15 protein-coding genes are annotated in these 15,896 nt (G+C 61.6%); 9 read left to right on the forward strand and 6 right to left on the reverse strand.

Annotated elements, in window-relative coordinates; translation table 11 throughout:
- Positions 1-291 precede the first annotated feature (291 nt).
- Together CJ178_RS25470 and CJ178_RS25475 are read left to right on the forward strand one after the other, a co-directional pair.
- Complete coding sequence (locus CJ178_RS25470; RefSeq protein WP_045068766.1) at positions 292-1,185, forward strand: phosphoribosylaminoimidazolesuccinocarboxamide synthase; 894 nt, start codon at positions 292-294, stop codon at positions 1,183-1,185.
- Positions 1,182-3,299: a S9 family peptidase gene (locus tag CJ178_RS25475; RefSeq protein WP_033233925.1), complete on the forward strand. Its 2,118-nt coding sequence runs from the start codon at positions 1,182-1,184 to the stop codon at positions 3,297-3,299. The genes CJ178_RS25470 and CJ178_RS25475 overlap by 4 nt, the downstream gene beginning before the upstream one ends.
- On the opposite strand, the gene CJ178_RS25480 is transcribed toward CJ178_RS25475, so the two are convergent.
- Positions 3,296-3,985, reverse strand: coding sequence for a response regulator (locus tag CJ178_RS25480; protein WP_033233926.1), 690 nt, complete (start codon positions 3,983-3,985; stop codon positions 3,296-3,298). The genes CJ178_RS25475 and CJ178_RS25480 overlap by 4 nt on opposite strands.
- Positions 3,982-5,562 (reverse strand): ATP-binding protein, encoded by a 1,581-nt coding sequence (locus tag CJ178_RS25485; RefSeq protein WP_095888292.1) that lies wholly within the window; start codon positions 5,560-5,562, stop codon positions 3,982-3,984. Before CJ178_RS25485 ends, CJ178_RS25480 begins: the two co-directional genes overlap by 4 nt.
- Before the next feature lie 117 nt (positions 5,563-5,679).
- On the opposite strand from CJ178_RS25485, the gene CJ178_RS25490 reads away from it, so the two are divergent.
- Together CJ178_RS25490 and CJ178_RS25495 are read left to right on the forward strand one after the other, a co-directional pair.
- Positions 5,680-7,092 (forward strand): cation:dicarboxylate symporter family transporter, encoded by a 1,413-nt coding sequence (locus tag CJ178_RS25490; RefSeq protein WP_033233928.1) that lies wholly within the window; start codon positions 5,680-5,682, stop codon positions 7,090-7,092.
- A gap of 273 nt (positions 7,093-7,365) precedes the next feature.
- Positions 7,366-7,905 carry a hypothetical protein gene (locus tag CJ178_RS25495; RefSeq protein WP_257013433.1) on the forward strand — a complete coding sequence of 180 codons (540 nt, stop codon included), beginning with the start codon at positions 7,366-7,368 and terminating at the stop codon, positions 7,903-7,905.
- 191 nt (positions 7,906-8,096) lie between these two features.
- Here the strand turns inward: CJ178_RS25495 and CJ178_RS25500 are convergent, their stop codons facing one another.
- Positions 8,097-8,969 (reverse strand): pentapeptide repeat-containing protein, encoded by an 873-nt coding sequence (locus CJ178_RS25500; protein WP_095888293.1) that lies wholly within the window; start codon positions 8,967-8,969, stop codon positions 8,097-8,099.
- A 284-nt stretch (positions 8,970-9,253) separates the two neighbouring features.
- On the opposite strand from CJ178_RS25500, the gene CJ178_RS25505 reads away from it, so the two are divergent.
- From CJ178_RS25505 to CJ178_RS25515, 3 genes are all read left to right on the forward strand, one after another.
- The gene (locus CJ178_RS25505) at positions 9,254-9,751 is read left to right on the forward strand and encodes a glutathione peroxidase (RefSeq protein WP_033234327.1); all 498 of its coding nucleotides are present in this window, start codon (positions 9,254-9,256) and stop codon (positions 9,749-9,751) included.
- A gap of 70 nt (positions 9,752-9,821) precedes the next feature.
- Positions 9,822-10,526, forward strand: coding sequence for a DUF2334 domain-containing protein (locus CJ178_RS25510; RefSeq protein ID WP_033233929.1), 705 nt, complete (start codon positions 9,822-9,824; stop codon positions 10,524-10,526).
- A 229-nt stretch (positions 10,527-10,755) separates the two neighbouring features.
- Positions 10,756-12,123, forward strand: coding sequence for an Ig-like domain-containing protein (locus CJ178_RS25515; RefSeq protein ID WP_095888294.1), 1,368 nt, complete (start codon positions 10,756-10,758; stop codon positions 12,121-12,123).
- A 26-nt stretch (positions 12,124-12,149) separates the two neighbouring features.
- Here CJ178_RS25515 and CJ178_RS25520 read toward each other — a convergent pair whose 3' ends face one another.
- Entirely contained in the window at positions 12,150-12,797 is a 648-nt protein-coding gene (locus tag CJ178_RS25520) for an MBL fold metallo-hydrolase (protein ID WP_033233931.1), read from the reverse strand.
- 139 nt (positions 12,798-12,936) lie between these two features.
- Here CJ178_RS25520 and purS point away from each other — a divergent pair, with 139 nt between their 5' ends.
- Together purS and purQ are read left to right on the forward strand one after the other, a co-directional pair.
- Positions 12,937-13,176: a phosphoribosylformylglycinamidine synthase subunit PurS gene (gene purS / locus CJ178_RS25525; RefSeq protein WP_003945817.1), complete on the forward strand. Its 240-nt coding sequence runs from the start codon at positions 12,937-12,939 to the stop codon at positions 13,174-13,176.
- The gene (purQ, locus tag CJ178_RS25530; RefSeq protein WP_033233932.1) at positions 13,173-13,850 is read left to right on the forward strand and encodes a phosphoribosylformylglycinamidine synthase subunit PurQ; all 678 of its coding nucleotides are present in this window, start codon (positions 13,173-13,175) and stop codon (positions 13,848-13,850) included. The genes purS and purQ overlap by 4 nt, the downstream gene beginning before the upstream one ends.
- 158 nt (positions 13,851-14,008) lie before the next feature.
- Here the strand turns inward: purQ and CJ178_RS25535 are convergent, their stop codons facing one another.
- Together CJ178_RS25535 and CJ178_RS25540 are read right to left on the reverse strand one after the other, a co-directional pair.
- Positions 14,009-15,100: a sensor histidine kinase gene (locus CJ178_RS25535; protein WP_095888295.1), complete on the reverse strand. Its 1,092-nt coding sequence runs from the start codon at positions 15,098-15,100 to the stop codon at positions 14,009-14,011.
- Positions 15,097-15,816: a response regulator transcription factor gene (locus CJ178_RS25540; RefSeq protein WP_095888296.1), complete on the reverse strand. Its 720-nt coding sequence runs from the start codon at positions 15,814-15,816 to the stop codon at positions 15,097-15,099. Before CJ178_RS25540 ends, CJ178_RS25535 begins: the two co-directional genes overlap by 4 nt.
- Between the last annotated feature and the right edge of the window lie 80 nt (positions 15,817-15,896).

The raw sequence follows: 15,896 nt of genomic DNA on the forward strand, positions 1-15,896 counted from the left end.
AAAGTCCTTCGTGGAGAGGGAATCTGAATTCGCGAGAGGCTCTGAATCGAGTGTGGACCCGCGAAACCCGCAAATTCGATGGGCCTCCCACCCAATGGGAGATCTGCTTCGGCGGGGTTGTCTGCAAACTGGCAGTTCATCAACTGTGACGGCGGCCTCTCGCGCACCGGGCCTGGCTAGCTGCATTATCCGGTTAAGCAGGGCAGACGGCTCCCCGGACGGGGAGTCTCTGTACCCGTCCTGGCTACCAGGGTTCTGTACGAACTGCGAACGCCCGATAGGGTGATAAGCGTGCGTCCTACACTTGATTCCTACACTCATCTGGCCGGTGGCAAGGTCCGTGACCTTTACACGATCGACGACGAGCACTTGCTGCTGGTCGCGAGTGATCGGATCTCGGCCTACGATCACGTGCTCAGCACGCCGATTCCGGACAAAGGCCGCGTCCTCACCGCGATGAGCGTGTTCTTCTTCAACGTCCTCGGCGGCAACAATCACCTCGCAGGTGAGCCGGACGACGACCGCATCCCCGAAGAGGTTCTCGGGCGTGCGCTGGTTGTGCGCTCGCTCGACATGATTCCCGTCGAATGTGTGGTCCGAGGATTCCTCACGGGTTCCGGTCTGGTCGATTACCAGAAGACCGGCGCGGTGTGCGGCGTCAACCTTCCGGAGGGCCTCGTGGAAGCGTCACGCTTGCCCGATCCGATCTTCACCCCGGCGTCCAAGGCTGCTCTCGGAGATCACGACGAGAACATCAGCTTTGATCAGGTAGTGGAGAAGGTCGGTCAGACGCTCGCGATTCAGCTTCGTGAGGACACCCTCGACGTGTATGCGCGAGCATCCAATTTTGCCGCTGATCGCGGAATCATCCTCGCCGACACCAAGCTCGAGTTCGGTCTCGACGGGGGCGGCAATCTCGTGCTGGCCGACGAGGTGCTGACACCTGATTCCTCGCGGTACTGGCCACTCGAAGGCTACGAGCCTGGCAAGGTTCAGCCGAGCTTCGACAAGCAGTTCGTTCGCGACTGGCTGACCGGCCCCGAATCCGGATGGGATCGGGCGTCCGATACCCCGCCGCCGGCTTTGCCCCAGGAGATTGTCGACGCGACCCGTGCGCGCTACATCGAAGCGTACGAACGTATTTCCGGATTGTCCTTCGCAGATTGGGTCGGTCCCAGCGCATGAGCCTCGTCCCGCCGGTCGCGAAGAAGGTTCCCACCGAACGCACCCATCACGGACACACGTTCGTCGACGAGTACGAGTGGCTGCGGGACAAGGACAACGCCGAGGTAGTGGCGTATCTCGAAGCCGAGAATGCGTATACCGAAGAGCAGACGGCGCATCTGGAGCCGTTGCGCGAGAAGATCTTCCAGGAGATCAAATCGCGCACCCAGGAAACGGATATGTCGGTACCCACCCGCATGGGTAAGTGGTGGTACTACGCCCGTAGCGTCGAAGGTAAGTCGTACAACGTTCACTGCCGTTGCCCGATCGCCGACGACGGTGACTGGACGCCGCCCAACTTGACCCCCGGGGTTGAACTGGACGGCGAACAGATCCTCATGGACGGCAACCTCGAGGCAGAAGGGCACGACTTCTTCTCTCTCGGCGCGTTTTCCATCAGCGAGGACGGCACCCTGCTGGCGTACTCCGTGGACGTCGTCGGTGACGAGCGGTACACGCTGCGGTTCAAGAACCTCGAGACCGGGGAAATCCTCGGTGACGAGATTCCCGACACCGCTCCCGGCGCAACCTGGGCACTTGATCACAGCCATGTCTTCTACATGACTGTCGACGAATCCTGGCGTCCGGACACCGTGTGGCGCCACAAGCTGGGAACGCCGCAGAGCCAAGATGTTTCGGTGTTCCACGAACCGGATGAGCGGTACTGGGTGTCGGTCGGTTCGACGCGCAGCGAGAAGTACCTGGTGATCTGGGTCGGTTCCAAGGTGACCAGCGAGGGCTGGATCCTCGAATCGGCCAACCCGGAAGGTGACTTCCGTGTGATCATTCCGCGTCGTGAAGGCGTCGAATACGGCGCGGAGCATGCCGTGATCGGGGGAGAAGACCGCTTCCTCATCCTCCACAACGACGTAGTGGACGGTGTGAAGGCCGAGAACTTCGTGCTGGTGGAGGCTCCGGTATCGGATCCGACGAACATGACGACGTTGATCGCGCACAGCGACGACGTGCGGCTGGAAGAAGCCGAGGCTTTTGCCGGCCACATCGTGCTGAGTTACCGCCGCGAGGCGTTGACCCGAGTTGCCGTGTGGCCGTTGACAGCCGACGGCTACGGCGAGCGTCACGAGATCGATTTCGACGAAGAGCTCTTCAGTATCGGAATGGGATCGAATCCGGAATGGGCGCAGCCCACCATCCGGTTGGGCTTCACGTCTTTCATCACTCCCGGTCAGGTGTACGACTACTACGTCGCCAGTGGTGAACTGGCGCTGCGGAAGTCGCAGCCCGTGCTCGGCGATTTCGACGCGAAGAACTACGTGCAGCGACGCGATTGGGCAGTGGCCGAGGACGGTACCCGCATTCCGCTCTCGATCGTTCGCAAGGCCGGCGCCCCCGAAGGTCCGGCGCCGTTGCTGTTGTACGGCTACGGTTCCTACGAGGCCAGCATCGACCCGTCGTTCTCGGTTGCGCGGTTGTCGCTACTCGATCGCGGTGTTGTGTTTGTTGTCGCGCATGTACGCGGCGGCGGTGAGATGGGCCGGCATTGGTACGAGAACGGCAAGACTCTCACCAAGAAGAACACGTTTACCGACTTCGTCTCCTGTGCACGGCATTTGATCGATACCGGCGTCACCGCCGCCGATCGTATGGTTGCCGACGGTGGTAGCGCGGGTGGCCTACTCATGGGTGCTGTAGCCAACCTCGCACCGGAACTCTTTGCCGGCATTCTTGCGAATGTGCCGTTTGTGGATCCGCTGACGTCCATCCTCGACCCGTCGCTGCCGCTGACGGTCATCGAGTGGGACGAGTGGGGAAATCCCTTGCACAACAAGGCCGTCTACGAGTACATGCACTCGTACAGTCCATACGAGAACGTGGAAGCCAAGGACTACCCGGCGATTCTGGCGATCACCAGTATCAACGACACCCGAGTGCTGTACGTCGAACCGGCAAAGTGGGTCGCGAAACTGCGTGCCACCAAGACCGGCGACGCTCCACTACTTCTCAAGACCGAGATGAGCGCAGGACACGGTGGTGTCAGCGGTCGTTACGAGAAGTGGAAGGAAGTTGCCTTCGAGTTCGCGTGGGTCCTCGACACTGTCGGGGCGGCGAACTAGCTTCTGCGGTAACGGACCTGGGGGCGCCCAGCACGTCCGTATTCGGTTTCCCGGGTGAGCAGACCGTCGTCTGCCAGTTTTTCGAGGTAGCGCCACGCTGTCACCCGGGATACGCCGACGGAAGCGGCAACTTCTGCTGCGGTGAGCGGAGTGTCGGTATCCCGAACGCACGCCGATACGAGTCCGAGCGTCTGGGAAGCAAAGCCCTTCGCCGACGCGGCCCGATCGTCGGAGGTGCGTAGTGCGGCCATCGCGCGATCGATGTCGTATTGACTCGCTGCGGATTCGCCGGCGGGCAGCGCTGCGCGGTACTCCACATACCGTTCGAGCTTGTCGCGGAATGCCGCAAAAGTGAACGGTTTGAGCAGGTAGAGAACAATTCCGCGGGCAACGGCGGTTCGCACCACATCGAGGTCGCGCGCGGAGGTCACCGCAATGATGTCGGGGCTCGGACGCAACCCACCGAGCGCCGATGCAACATCGAGTCCGCTTGCGTCCGGTAGGCCGATGTCGAGGAGCACCAGATCGATGGACTCACCGGCGGCGTGCGCTTCCGTGACCGCTCGCAGAGTGGCCTGACCGCTGTGAACCACACCGTGCACGACAAACCCCGGCACTCGCTCCACATAGGATCGGTGCGCCTGCGCGATCAGTGGTTCGTCGTCCACCACGAGTACCCGGATCACTGCTGTGCCTGCCGTAGCGGGATGCGCACGACCAGCATGGAACCCAGCCCAGGCTCGCTCACGAAGGTGCCGCCGTGGCGTTTCACGATCTGCGAAACCAACGCGAGGCCGATGCCGCGGGATCCGGATTTGGTGGAATATCCACGCTCCTTGGCCCTTTCGAGCGCATCGGGCGTCATGCCTGGCCCACTGTCGGCCACCGCAACCACCATTGTCGAATCCTCTTCCATGACCGTCACTTCCACCCACGGCTGCTCGCTGGTCCGCGAGGCGTCAATGGCATTGTCCACCAGATTGCCGACCAGTGTGACCAACTCACGGGACGTGAGCGGCGTGACCGCACCGAGTGCGGTGTCCTCGGTGACGGTCAACTCCACTCCGCGTTCGGTCGCCTCACTGAGTTTTCCGAGCAACAGAGCGGCCAGAGCCGGTTCCTGAACGGCATTGACGAGACGATCGATCAACTGCTGAGACAGCCGTAATTCGTTGGTGGCAAAGGAAACCGCCTCGTCGTATTTTCCGAGCTCCACCATCGTGATGATGGTGTGCAGGCGGTTGGCGCTCTCGTGGGCCTGCGAGCGCAGCGATTCTGCAAAATCGCGAACCGAATCGAGTTCGCCGAGAACATTCTGCAATTCGGTGTGATCGCGAATAGTCAGAACTGTGCCAATTCGCTTGCCCTCCCACTCAACCGGGTGCTGATTGACCACGAGTATTCGTTGATCGGTGAGATGGACCTGATCAGTGGCCGAACTTGCGTCCACATCCCGCAACGTGGCCGGAATCGAGGACAGATCGACTCGGCCTTCCGGTAGATCGAGAAGGCGACGCGCTTCGTCGTTGACTATGTCCACCTGAGCCGTCCCGCCCCGTCCCCGACCGATGACCACCAGTCCCTCACCGATGCTGTGGAGAACGGCGTCGTGATGCTCGTACATCGTGAGCAGTTCGTCGGGTGCCAGACCCAGGGTCTGACGTCTGATTCGCCGACTTACCAACAACGAACTCAAAACAGCTGCAATCAATCCCGCGGCAGCAATTGTCAGGATGGTCGGAATGCTCTGGGCGAATTGCTTGCTGATCTCCTCTCGGGTGACGCCGACAGCCACCAAACCGACAAGCGTCCCACTCGCGTCGTAGACCGGTGTGACCGCGCGAATCGACGGGCCCAACGAACCTGCGTACGTCTCGGTGAACGTCTCGCCTGCCAGCGCCCGGTCGATGTTGCCGGTGAACAATTCGCCGATCAGTTCGGGACTGGTATGGGTGTACCGGGTGCGATCGGGCGCCATCACCACGATGAAGTCGACGCCGGTGGCCATGCGAATTTTCTCGGTCTGCGGTTGCAGAATCGCGGTCGGGTCGTCGCTGGAGAGCGCCTGCGCGGTGGAGTCCGTCAAGGCCAGTGTCTCGGCGATCGAGCTCACCTGCCGACTAATGGCGTCGTCGCTGTCACCTCGCTCGTCCACTACGGCCAGTGCCGCTCCCGCACCGATGACCAGCGACAACAGCGCAAGCTGCAGCAGCAGGATCTGCCGGGCGACGCTCATGCGTCGGCGACTGCGTCGTTGGACCATCGGTTACTCCTGAACGTTATGAACACAAACTTCACGCCCTACACATTTCCAACAAGAATTCTCCACGAACTCGAGTGATCCCCATCACTTCACTGATTTCCATCAAAGGACATCCCCATGAGCGTCACGGCAACAGGGACAGTAAACGATTCACCCCAGCCGAAGGGCACTCCGGCAAAGCGCGACAAGACGCATTGGCTCTACATGAGCGTCATCGTCGCCGTCATCGGAGGCATTCTCGTCGGTTGGCTCGCGCCCGAATTCGGCAAGTCGGTCGCCGTGTTGGGCACATTGTTCGTCAGCTTGATCAAGATGATGATCAGCCCGGTCATTTTCTGCACCATTGTGCTCGGCATCGGCTCGGTGCGCGCAGCAGCCAAGGTGGGCAAGGTCGGCGGACTGGCGCTCGCCTACTTCATCGGTATGTCCACTGTTGCCCTGGCGATCGGCCTGGGTGTCGGTAATCTCCTCAACCCGGGCAGCGGCCTGAACATCGAGCCCAACCCGGCGTCCGTCGAGAAGCTCACCACGGCAGCGCACAGTGCCGGTGGAACGTGGGACTTCGTCGCGTCGATCATCCCGACGTCGTTGCTGTCGTCCCTGACCGCGGGCAGCGTGCTGCAGACACTGTTTGTCGCCCTGCTCGTCGGCTTCGCGATCCAGTCGCTCGGCAAGTCCGGTGAACCGATCCTCAAGGGCATCGGTCACCTGCAGAAGCTGGTCTTCAAGATCCTGACCATGATCCTGTGGCTCGCCCCGATCGGTGCCTTCGGTGCCATCGCCGGCGTGGTCGGCCAGACCGGACTGAACGCAGTGGTCCAGCTCGGAACACTGATGATCGGCTTCTACCTGACCTGCTTGATCTTCATCTTCGGTGTCCTCGGCACCCTGCTGCGCGCCGTCACCGGATTCAACATCTTCAAGCTGGTCAAGTACTTGGCCCGCGAATACCTGCTCATCTTCGCGACGTCGTCCTCCGAGTCGGCACTCCCGCGTTTGATCGCCAAGATGGAGCACGTGGGCGTCGAACGCTCCACCGTCGGCATCGTCGTCCCGACCGGCTACTCCTTCAACCTCGACGGCACCGCGATCTACCTGACCATGGCCTCCATCTTCATCGCCGACGCGATGGGTCAGCCACTCGCGTTCGGTGAGCAGCTCTCGCTGCTGGTGTTCATGATCATCGCGTCGAAGGGCGCAGCCGGAGTCAGTGGCGCCGGACTCGCGACCCTCGCAGGCGGCCTGCAAAGTCACCGTCCCGAACTACTCGACGGGGTCGGCCTGATTGTCGGTATCGACCGCTTCATGTCCGAGGCTCGCGCTCTCACCAACTTCTCGGGCAACGCAGTCGCCACGCTGCTCGTCGGCTCCTGGACGAAGACCATCGACAAGGAACGCGTCGTCGATGTTCTGGACGGCAAGATTCCGTTCAACGAGGCGACCATGCTGGACGACGAGGACGAAGCCGAACAGCACAAACTCGAAACCGCGCCAACTGGCACCCAGCAGTCCTTCGTGAGCCACCACTAGAGGTTTGACCCCTCCGCTGGAGCGGAACCCGTACTTCAGATCAGTGATCCTGGTCGGAGAATGACGAACGAGACCGTTGCACTCACCGTGCGGCGGTCTCGTTCCTCGTTCGTGGCAGGCTTTCCGTCATATCGATTCGCATTCCCGACATCGGTGGGTGCTTAGATCGCGATGCCGGAGCGGAGCACGGCTCATTCCCACAGGCCGCCGTCCAGAATCGAACGTTTCCGACCGGCGCTAATGGTGCGAGACGGCCTGACCTACCGTGGGGCCATGTGCCTTCACCTCGACGCAACCGCCGCGCTGTCGATCGCAGGCTGGGTTCGCGAAGAACCTACTCGATCGGCCTCTGCCCCAGTTCCGCAACCGCTGGTCGGCGCTTGTGATCAACTCATCGTGTGGGTGAGTTCGTTCTCCGTGCTTGCCAGTTCCGACGACCAGGTGTGGTTTCTCTCGGCGGAGAACTATGCCGGTGGGGTCGGCATCAGCGATGAGGCGTTTCCCTGGGATGCGTTCCGGCACGAGAGTCTGGCGGTTGCTTCCGGGCCGGCTGAGCGCGCGGCGATCAACGCCTTCTGGTCCACTCACCTCCCGGTCCTGCTGTCGACACGCTACGGGTACGAGTACCTGGCGATCGCACCGGACGGTCAGGTTGTCCGTGGGGGAGAGCCGGAGTTCGAGGAGGTCACCATCGTCGCCGCTGATTTCGACGCTCTGCTTCGGGGTGTAGCCGCAGGCGTCAGCACGGCAGACCCCCTCGCCGATGCACTGCTTGGAACAGTGGGTACTGCCCGGCCGGGCAGTGACCGGTAGCTCTGAGGGAGGCTGAGTTGATTGCTCGACTGTGTTCCTATCGAAGCCGCTGTGTCCGTCAACCGATCTTTTCTCGGACATTGATCGGTGAGAGAAGCCCGAACGGTAGTCCTCCACCCCTACGGAAGGGTTTGGAGGACAATGTTTTTGAGGGGTAGCCTGCACTGATGACGCGTGCACTGTCGGGAAGGTCAGCTGCCGAAGAACGAGTTCAGAGAGCCAAGGGATCCGGTGACGGGTGGTTCGCCCCAGTTCGGTCCGGGGATGACGTAGACGGTGAAGTAGCCATAACTGCCGCTGGAGGAAGTGGCGACGTCGCATTTCACGACCGTGAGCTCGGTGGGAAACTTTGTCCCGGAGGGATAGTCACAGGCGCCGAATTCCACTCCGGTGGGCATACTGGGAGTGGCCCATGTTACGTAGGCCCCGTCGTACGACCATCCGGCATCCATAACGTCCACAGTGATGTCGGCAGGCACTAGAGCTGAGCCGGTCAGGTTCAGGTCGGTCAGGTTCGCGCCGGTTAGGTTCGCGCCGGTTAGGTTCGCGCGGGTCAGGTTCGCTTCGGTGAGGTTCGCGCCGGTGAGGTCAGCGTCGGTGAGGTTCGCGCTGGTCAGGTCAGCGTCGGTGAGGTTCGCGTTGGCCAGGTTCGCGCCGGTCAGGTTCGCTTGACCCAGGTACGCGGAGTCCATGTTCGCGCCGGTCAGGGTTGCGTTGGCCAGGTTCGCGTCAGCCATGTAGGCGCCGTGCAGGTCAGTGCCGGTGAGGTCAGTGTCGGTGAGGTTCGCTTCGGTCAGGAACGCCCAGGACAGGTCCACGCCGGACAGGTCTACGCCGGACAGGTCCGCCCCATCACAATGGCTTCTGGCGGCCTCGTAGGGTTGGGGGTTGGCGATGTAATTTGCGCACCGACTGGCAAGGAATTCGGCGGCGGTTTCTGCTGACGCAGGTCCGACCGCGGTACCGAACGTCATGGAAGCGGCAAGCGTGATCCCGCCGACCAGGGCGGCGAGGCGGGCGCTACCAAGGCGAGTCCACCCAGAGCGAGAATCAAGAGTCGTCATCTATTTGGCCTTCACAATTTGGTCCCCGCACCGTGCGGCATGGCACCAGAAAGTAACCACTTCGCGAACATAACGGACATTTGGGCATCAAACACCCCGAAGCGGTGGCCCCTTTAGGTCACTCTTCGGCAATGGACTTACGTGGCCGGAAGTGCCCTGGTCGACATGTCGTACTGGATCACCGGCGTCGGATCGTTCGGTGGGCTCACCGTTCTGGACGACCTCGATCGAATTCTCGGAGCATCGACGTAGCGGTGGGCGAGATAGTCGCTAAGTTGGACATCATGACAACTCCAGTACAGAACATCGTGATCAACACACTCGGCGGTGTACCCACCTCGCTGGGCGAATACGGTGGGCGGGCCGTGCTCGTGGTCAACGTCGCGTCCAAGTGCGGTCTCACCCCGCAGTACGCGACGCTCGAGAAGCTGGCGAGTGAGTACGCAGATCGCGGCCTGACCGTGATCGGTATCCCATGCAACCAGTTCATGGGCCAAGAACCCGGCACCGCCGAAGAGATCGAATCCTTCTGCTCCACCACTTACGGAGTCACGTTCCCGATGATGGAGAAGATCGAGGTCAACGGCGAGAACCGTCACCCGCTGTACGCAGAACTCACCAAGACTCCCGATGCAGACGGCGAAGCCGGCGACATTCAGTGGAACTTCGAAAAGTTCCTCATCGCGCCGGACGGAACCGTCGTCAACCGTTTCCGTCCGCGCACCGAGCCGGACGCTCCCGAGGTCATTGCCGCCATCGAAGCGGTTCTGCCGCACAACTGACCACCACCTGCCGCCGGATGATCATCCGGCGGCAGTGTGTTGTTCACCCGGAGCTGCCACCATCAGAGGTATGTCTGCTGAACTGATCGTGTCAGTGTCCGGAATCAGAGACGAGACATGTTATCTCGCTGCGGGATTCGCAGACGAGATGGATGCAAGGGGAGTGCGGCTTTCCCTCCTCGTGGCACCCAGGCTCAAAGACAAATACCGACTCGCCGACGACGCCGTCACCGCTGCCTGGTTGCGTGAACGCCGCGAGCACGGGGATGCCGTCGTATTGCACGGTTACGATCAGGCGGCGACCAAGCGTCGACGCGCGGAGTTCGCGACGCTGTCCAGGCATGAGGCAAAACTCCGTCTGCTGGCAGCAGATCGAGTGTTGGAGCAGGCGGGATTGCGCACCAGAGTGTTCGCTCCGCCCCGCTGGGTGGCCTCCACCGGAGCGATGTCGGTGTTGCCGGAGGCCGGATTTCGCTCGATGGCCGGACTCGGCGCCGTGCACGACCTTGCGCGAGGAACATCGCAGCGTGGTCGTGTGCTCGGAATCGGTGAGGGTTTCAAAGTCGAACCGTGGTGGTGCCGGGCCCTGATCCTCGGGGCCGGCCGCAGCGCAAAGCGCGGCGGCCTTGTCCGACTGTCGATTTCGGCCAAGCAGTTGGGGAACGAAGGGCCGCGTCGGGCGATGCTCGACGCGATCGACCTTGCGCTCTTCCATGAAGCGACATCGAATGTGTACCGGTGGAACTCATCGGCGTCGGAACTGGGCGCAGCGTAGATTGCCTTCATGGCAACTATTGAGTAGCTGGATTGGTCAGTTGAGTTCTCGGCCGCGCGCCGGAATGTACGTTCAATACCTTTTATGTGATCAGCGACGGTATTTTCGGGCTCTCAACAATTTGCGGGCAAAGTGGACAATCATCCTCGGGGGTGTGGTCGACGCCTCAGTTCGGTGCTACGGTGCTTACAGTTAATTTACCGCTAGTAGATCGGGCTGGGATACAACCATGCGCGCACGAGTGTTCTCGAAGTCGACTAATCGACGTATTGTCGCGGCAGTGGGCGCACTCGCCTGCGCGGCACTGGTACCCACTGTGGCAACTGCGGCACCGGTCGACCTGGGTTCGCTGTCCACTGGCAGCCTGGATGGCGGATCGAGCGAATCGGGCCAGGGCGCCCTCGTTGCAACCGTCGATGATCAGGGCTCGTCCTTGACGTTGCGGTTGGACAAGGTAGATCTGCGCGGCAAGGATTTTCGTATGGCCGTGCAGAAATCCGGTGGCGCCCTTGTTGATTCGGAGTTGCCTGCACCACGTTCGTATCTCGGAAGCGTCGACGGTCATCCAGACGCAGTTGTTGCCGCCATCGTCGACTCCACCGGAACCCTTCGTGGACAGGTGATCTTCGATCGAGGCGCCTCTATCGATTTTGTCGGCTCGTCGGTAGTGGGCCGTACCTCCGCGCCGATCGACGCGGCCCCCACATGGCCAACCGCTGCTATCGCGCCCGCGTCGGCTGCATCAGTGGGAAAAACCATGAAGCAGTTCGACATCGGATTGGATTTGAGCGGGGAGTGGTACTCCGCGCACGGCAACGGCAGTCCTGCAGTTGCATTGGATCGCGTCGAGGAATCCATCGCGCGAACTGCGGTGATCTGGATGAGGGACGTGGGAATTCGGCCGGTCGTCGGTCAAGTCGTGCTGCGGGCCGATGCAGCCAGTGATCCGTACAAGACCTCCTGCGAAAACTTTGATGCTCTCGAGAGCGAGTGGTCCGACAAAGTCGGCACCACCGTGGATCAGGCGACAGTAGTGTGCAAGTCCGGTGGCGGAAACGCCTACTACTCCAAGTTCCTCATCGATCACAGCTACGCGCACGTCGGCGCGGAAGGCGACGGTAACTTCTCCCGGGTACTCCGTCACGAACTGGGACACAATTTTTACGCCGATGACTACCACGGAGGTAGCGCGGAGGGCCGCACGATCATGAACGGCAATGATCTGGCCCGCTTCGACGGAACAGAATTTGCTGCCATCGTCGATGCCGCCGAGGTCGCGTCGGCTCGACTCGATGACCTGGGCCGGTACACCGCGACCGCGTTGCCGCCTTACGCAGCACTCGACACCGCAGAAGTTCGATCCGGTGCTACGGCCACGATCGACGCAGTCGCGAATGATCATGACAGCAACGGAGATTCGATCTCCGTGACCGGTGTCGAGGCAACGTCACTGCTCGGTGGCACCGTGAAGCTCGAAAACGGCAAAGTGGTGTTCAAAGCCGGAACGAAGACGGGCACCGACAAGATTCTCTACACCCTTACAGACGCGAATGGTGGGACAAGCACCGGCTGGATCATCGTGAAGGTGAAGGCATAGAAGAAACTCGCCTCGGAATACTCCAGCTACGCAATCTCGACGTCGGACTCCTCGTCGAGCACCCGGAACTCGGTGCCGGCGGGGGCCATGTCGGAGTAACGACCGTAGAAGATGCCAGATGCCTCCTCGCGGAGTATGCCCTGATGAATAGGCACCGCGACACGAGGAGCTACCGCTCGGAGATAGTCGACGGCTTCCCAGATCTTCAACCACGGCGCAGCGGCAGGCAAAGCAAGAACATCAACGGACTGCTCGGGCACGACCAACGAGTCACCCGGGTGCATGAACTGTGCCGGATTGACGGCATCGCCGAGTAGGAAAGCAGTGTTGTCGATCATCGGCAGATCGGGATGAATGATCGCGTGCTCGCCGCCTGCGCCGGTCACCTGAACCTCACCGATGCTGAAGTGCTCACCCGCCCGAACGGCATTCCACCGGCCACCGAGCTTGGCCGCAGTTTGCGGATCGCTGTACAAAGCCGCGTCGGGATTCGCGTCGACGAGAGCGGGCAGACGCTCTGGATCCGCGTGATCCGGGTGCTGATGCGTTACGAGAATGGCGTCGAGGCCGGTCACGCCCTCGAAACCGTGCGAGAAATTGCCCGGATCGAAGAGGATTTTCGAACCGTTCAATTCGACAAGTACACAGGAATGGCCAAAATGTGTCAGTCGCATGATTTCGAGTATGCCTTTCACAGGTGGTGGGCGTCACCCCAGCTCTCACTCGATGCGAAGGTTCCAGACTGCGCCCGGTAAACTCGTCGATACCCGGTGTTTCACTCTGGGTTCGCGCACTAGTACCGAGGAGCAGCACGTGGCCCGTGTCGTCGTCGAAGTCATGCCCAAGGCCGAGATTCTCGACCCCCAGGGACAGGCCATTGTCGGGGCACTGTCTCGCCTGGGCTTTGCAGGAGTATCCGATGTCCGTCAGGGCAAGCGGTTCGAGTTGGAAATCGACGGCAGCGTCGAAGATGCCGAGCTCGAGAAGATCGCCGAAGGCCTGCTGGCCAACACGGTGATCGAGGATTGGACCGTCAGGCGAGTCGAGGCATGAGCGCACGAATCGGAGTCATCACCTTCCCGGGCACACTCGACGACGTCGACGCAGCTCGCGCGGTGAACTTGGCCGGAGGTGAAGCTGTGGCACTGTGGCACGGCGACGCCGACCTCAAGGGCGTCGACGCAGTCATCGTCCCCGGTGGATTCTCCTACGGCGATTACCTTCGCTGTGGCGCGATCGCACGGTTCGCTCCGGCCATGGGCAAGGTTGTCGAAGCAGCCAAGGGCGGCATGCCCGTCCTCGGCATCTGCAACGGCTTCCAGATCCTCTGCGAAGCTGGTTTGCTCCCCGGAGCCCTCACCCGCAACCAGGGTCTGCACTTCATCTGCCGCGACGAGTGGCTGACCGTCGAAGCCACCAACACGGCCTGGTCTTCACGTTACGAGGCCGGCGCGCAGATCCTCATCCCCCTCAAGTCGGGTGAAGGTCGCTTCCAGGCATCCGAGAACGTTCTCGACGAACTCGAAGGCGAAGGCCGCGTCGTATTCCGTTACTCGGAAGAGAACCCCAACGGCTCACAGCGTCGTATTGCGGGTATTTCCTCCGCCAACGGTCGCGTCGTCGGACTCATGCCGCACCCCGAGCACGCCACCGAGGCTCTCACCGGCCCCAGTGACGACGGACTCGGTTTGTTCTACTCGGCATTGGATTCCATCGTCAACGCCTGATACATCTTTTCGGCAGCGCCCGCCCACCAGTTCACCTGGTTGGCGGGCGCTGTTGCCTTGTGCGGGCTTCTATCTGGTGCCCGACTTGCCCCGTTTCGTACCACCCCAGTTTCGAATGAACGTATCGCTGCCCTTGTCAGACAGGGGCAGCGATACGTTCATTCGGGGAGGGGGAGGGGGAGTGCAGGCAGCTCGAGTTCGAGGATGGTGCCGCCGAGCGGATTCGGCCGAGCCGTCAACGAGCCGCCGTGGGCGCGTGCGAGACTCCGCGCAATGGTGAGCCCCAATCCGGAACCGTCGGAACTCTCGCCGCGATGAAACCTGTCGAACACAGACTCGAGTTGATCCTCCGGGATGCCCTCACCGGTGTCGCTGACAGCGACCGAAATGTGGTCGGGCGATTCTGTGACGGCTACGGCGACGCTTCCCCCGCCGGGCGTGTGCCGCAATGCATTCTCGAGAAGGTTGGACAGAATTTGTTCGATCCGCTGGCGATCGACGCGAACTCTCACCGGGTGCACAGGTGTTGCCGTGGACAGCGTCACGGCGCGTTCCTCGAACCGTGGTGCGACCGCAGTGGTTGTGCTGCAGACGATATCGCTGAGGTCGTCGGCTGCGAGAATGAGATCCAGGGCGTGCTCGTCGGCCGCCGAAACATCGGAGAGATCATGAGCGAGCCGTCGCAGTCGTTCCAGTTGATCGCGCATCACTGCCCATGACGCGGCGTCGGCCTCGAGCACACCATCTTCGAGGCCGTCCACGTACGCCGCCAAAGTTGATACCGGAGTGCGTAATTCGTGGGCCAGATCCGCCAACAGGCGCTTGCGGACGCGATCGGAATGATCAAGTCGCTCGGCCATGTCGGAGAACGCGCCTTCCAAGCGCGTGAAATCCGAGTCGACATCCGACTGCTCGATGTGGACGTCGTACTTGCCTTCGGCGACGCTCTTCGCCGCGACCGCGAGTCGACTGATAGGTGCGGTAATCCGCCGAACGACGTACACCGCAGCGATACTCGCGCCGACGAGTGCAACCGCTATGCCGCTCAACAGTGCCACGAATATTGTTTGGCTGAAGGCTTCTTCGGTGTGCAGGCGGACGTTGTCGTCTTCGATCCCGGCCATCGCGAGGTGATTGTGGAACAGAGGAGCTGCGATTGCGACAGCGACCGCAGCGATCGTCACGCAACACACCAGTAGAACGACAATCTGAGCGACCAGCAACCTGCCGCGCAGGCCGAGGCGGTTCATGACGACCTCAATGCATAACCCATACCGCGCACGGTCCGGATGAAACGGGGATCTGCTGCGTCGTCGCCGAGTTTGCGTCGGAGCGCGCGGATGTGGACGTCGACGATGTGTTGATCACCGAACCACGAGGAACCCCAGACTGCCGTGATGATGTCGCTTCGGCTCAGGGCGGCGTCGGGTCTTGTCGCCAGGACAGTGAGAAGTTCGAACTCGGTGGGGGTGAGTTCGACGGGCGCTCCGTCGACGCGCACGGTCCGCGCGATGAGGTCGATATCGAGGCCGTCCGGCGTCGGCAACGGTTCGGACATCAGGCTCGACGCCCGGGGTCTACGCAGAAGCGCTTTGACGCGCGCGACAAGTTCGCGCGGTCCGAAGGGTTTGACCACGTAGTCGTCCGCACCGGCTGCGAGTCCCGCGACCTTGTCGGACTCGTCGCCGCGGGCCGACAACATCAGAATGTAGGCGTCGGAGAAACTGCGGATTCGTCGGCAGACTTCCATGCCGTCGAATCCGGGAAGCATCAGATCCAGAACGACAAGCGAAGGTTCGAAATCATGGGCAGCCGCGACGGCGGTCGGACCGTCATGCGCGATGCGGACGTGAAAACCTTCGCGTGCAAGGTAATTGGCTACCACCTTGGCGAGTGCCGGTTCGTCCTCGACCACCAGGACGCGGTCGGCTCCCTCGGCGCGTGAGTGTCCGGATTCGGAGTTCATGTTGTCAGGTTAGCCCAGCAGCGAGGCGATATCGGCGCCTTCCGGTGGACTGTGAAGATTCGATGAAGGTACTCCGTTTC

This window comes from Rhodococcus sp. ACPA4, from assembly GCF_002300185.1.
In the GTDB taxonomy this organism is placed as follows: domain Bacteria; phylum Actinomycetota; class Actinomycetes; order Mycobacteriales; family Mycobacteriaceae; genus Rhodococcus_F; species Rhodococcus_F globerula.

Excerpts from the sequence above, each read along its gene's own strand:
- CJ178_RS25475 (WP_033233925.1), top strand. The coding sequence starts at position 1,182 with ATGAGCCTCGTCCCGCCGGTCGCGAAGAAGGTTCCCACCGAACGCACC.
- CJ178_RS25485 (WP_095888292.1), bottom strand. The coding sequence starts at position 5,562 with ATGGTCCAACGACGCAGTCGCCGACGCATGAGCGTCGCCCGGCAGATC.
- CJ178_RS25490 (WP_033233928.1), top strand. The coding sequence starts at position 5,680 with ATGAGCGTCACGGCAACAGGGACAGTAAACGATTCACCCCAGCCGAAG.
- CJ178_RS25495 (WP_257013433.1), top strand. The coding sequence starts at position 7,366 with ATGTGCCTTCACCTCGACGCAACCGCCGCGCTGTCGATCGCAGGCTGG.
- CJ178_RS25500 (WP_095888293.1), bottom strand. The coding sequence starts at position 8,969 with ATGACGACTCTTGATTCTCGCTCTGGGTGGACTCGCCTTGGTAGCGCC.
- CJ178_RS25505 (WP_033234327.1), top strand. The coding sequence starts at position 9,254 with ATGACAACTCCAGTACAGAACATCGTGATCAACACACTCGGCGGTGTA.
- CJ178_RS25510 (WP_033233929.1), top strand. The coding sequence starts at position 9,822 with ATGTCTGCTGAACTGATCGTGTCAGTGTCCGGAATCAGAGACGAGACA.
- CJ178_RS25515 (WP_095888294.1), top strand. The coding sequence starts at position 10,756 with ATGCGCGCACGAGTGTTCTCGAAGTCGACTAATCGACGTATTGTCGCG.
- CJ178_RS25520 (WP_033233931.1), bottom strand. The coding sequence starts at position 12,797 with ATGCGACTGACACATTTTGGCCATTCCTGTGTACTTGTCGAATTGAAC.
- purQ (WP_033233932.1), top strand. The coding sequence starts at position 13,173 with ATGAGCGCACGAATCGGAGTCATCACCTTCCCGGGCACACTCGACGAC.
- CJ178_RS25535 (WP_095888295.1), bottom strand. The coding sequence starts at position 15,100 with ATGAACCGCCTCGGCCTGCGCGGCAGGTTGCTGGTCGCTCAGATTGTC.
- CJ178_RS25540 (WP_095888296.1), bottom strand. The coding sequence starts at position 15,816 with ATGAACTCCGAATCCGGACACTCACGCGCCGAGGGAGCCGACCGCGTC.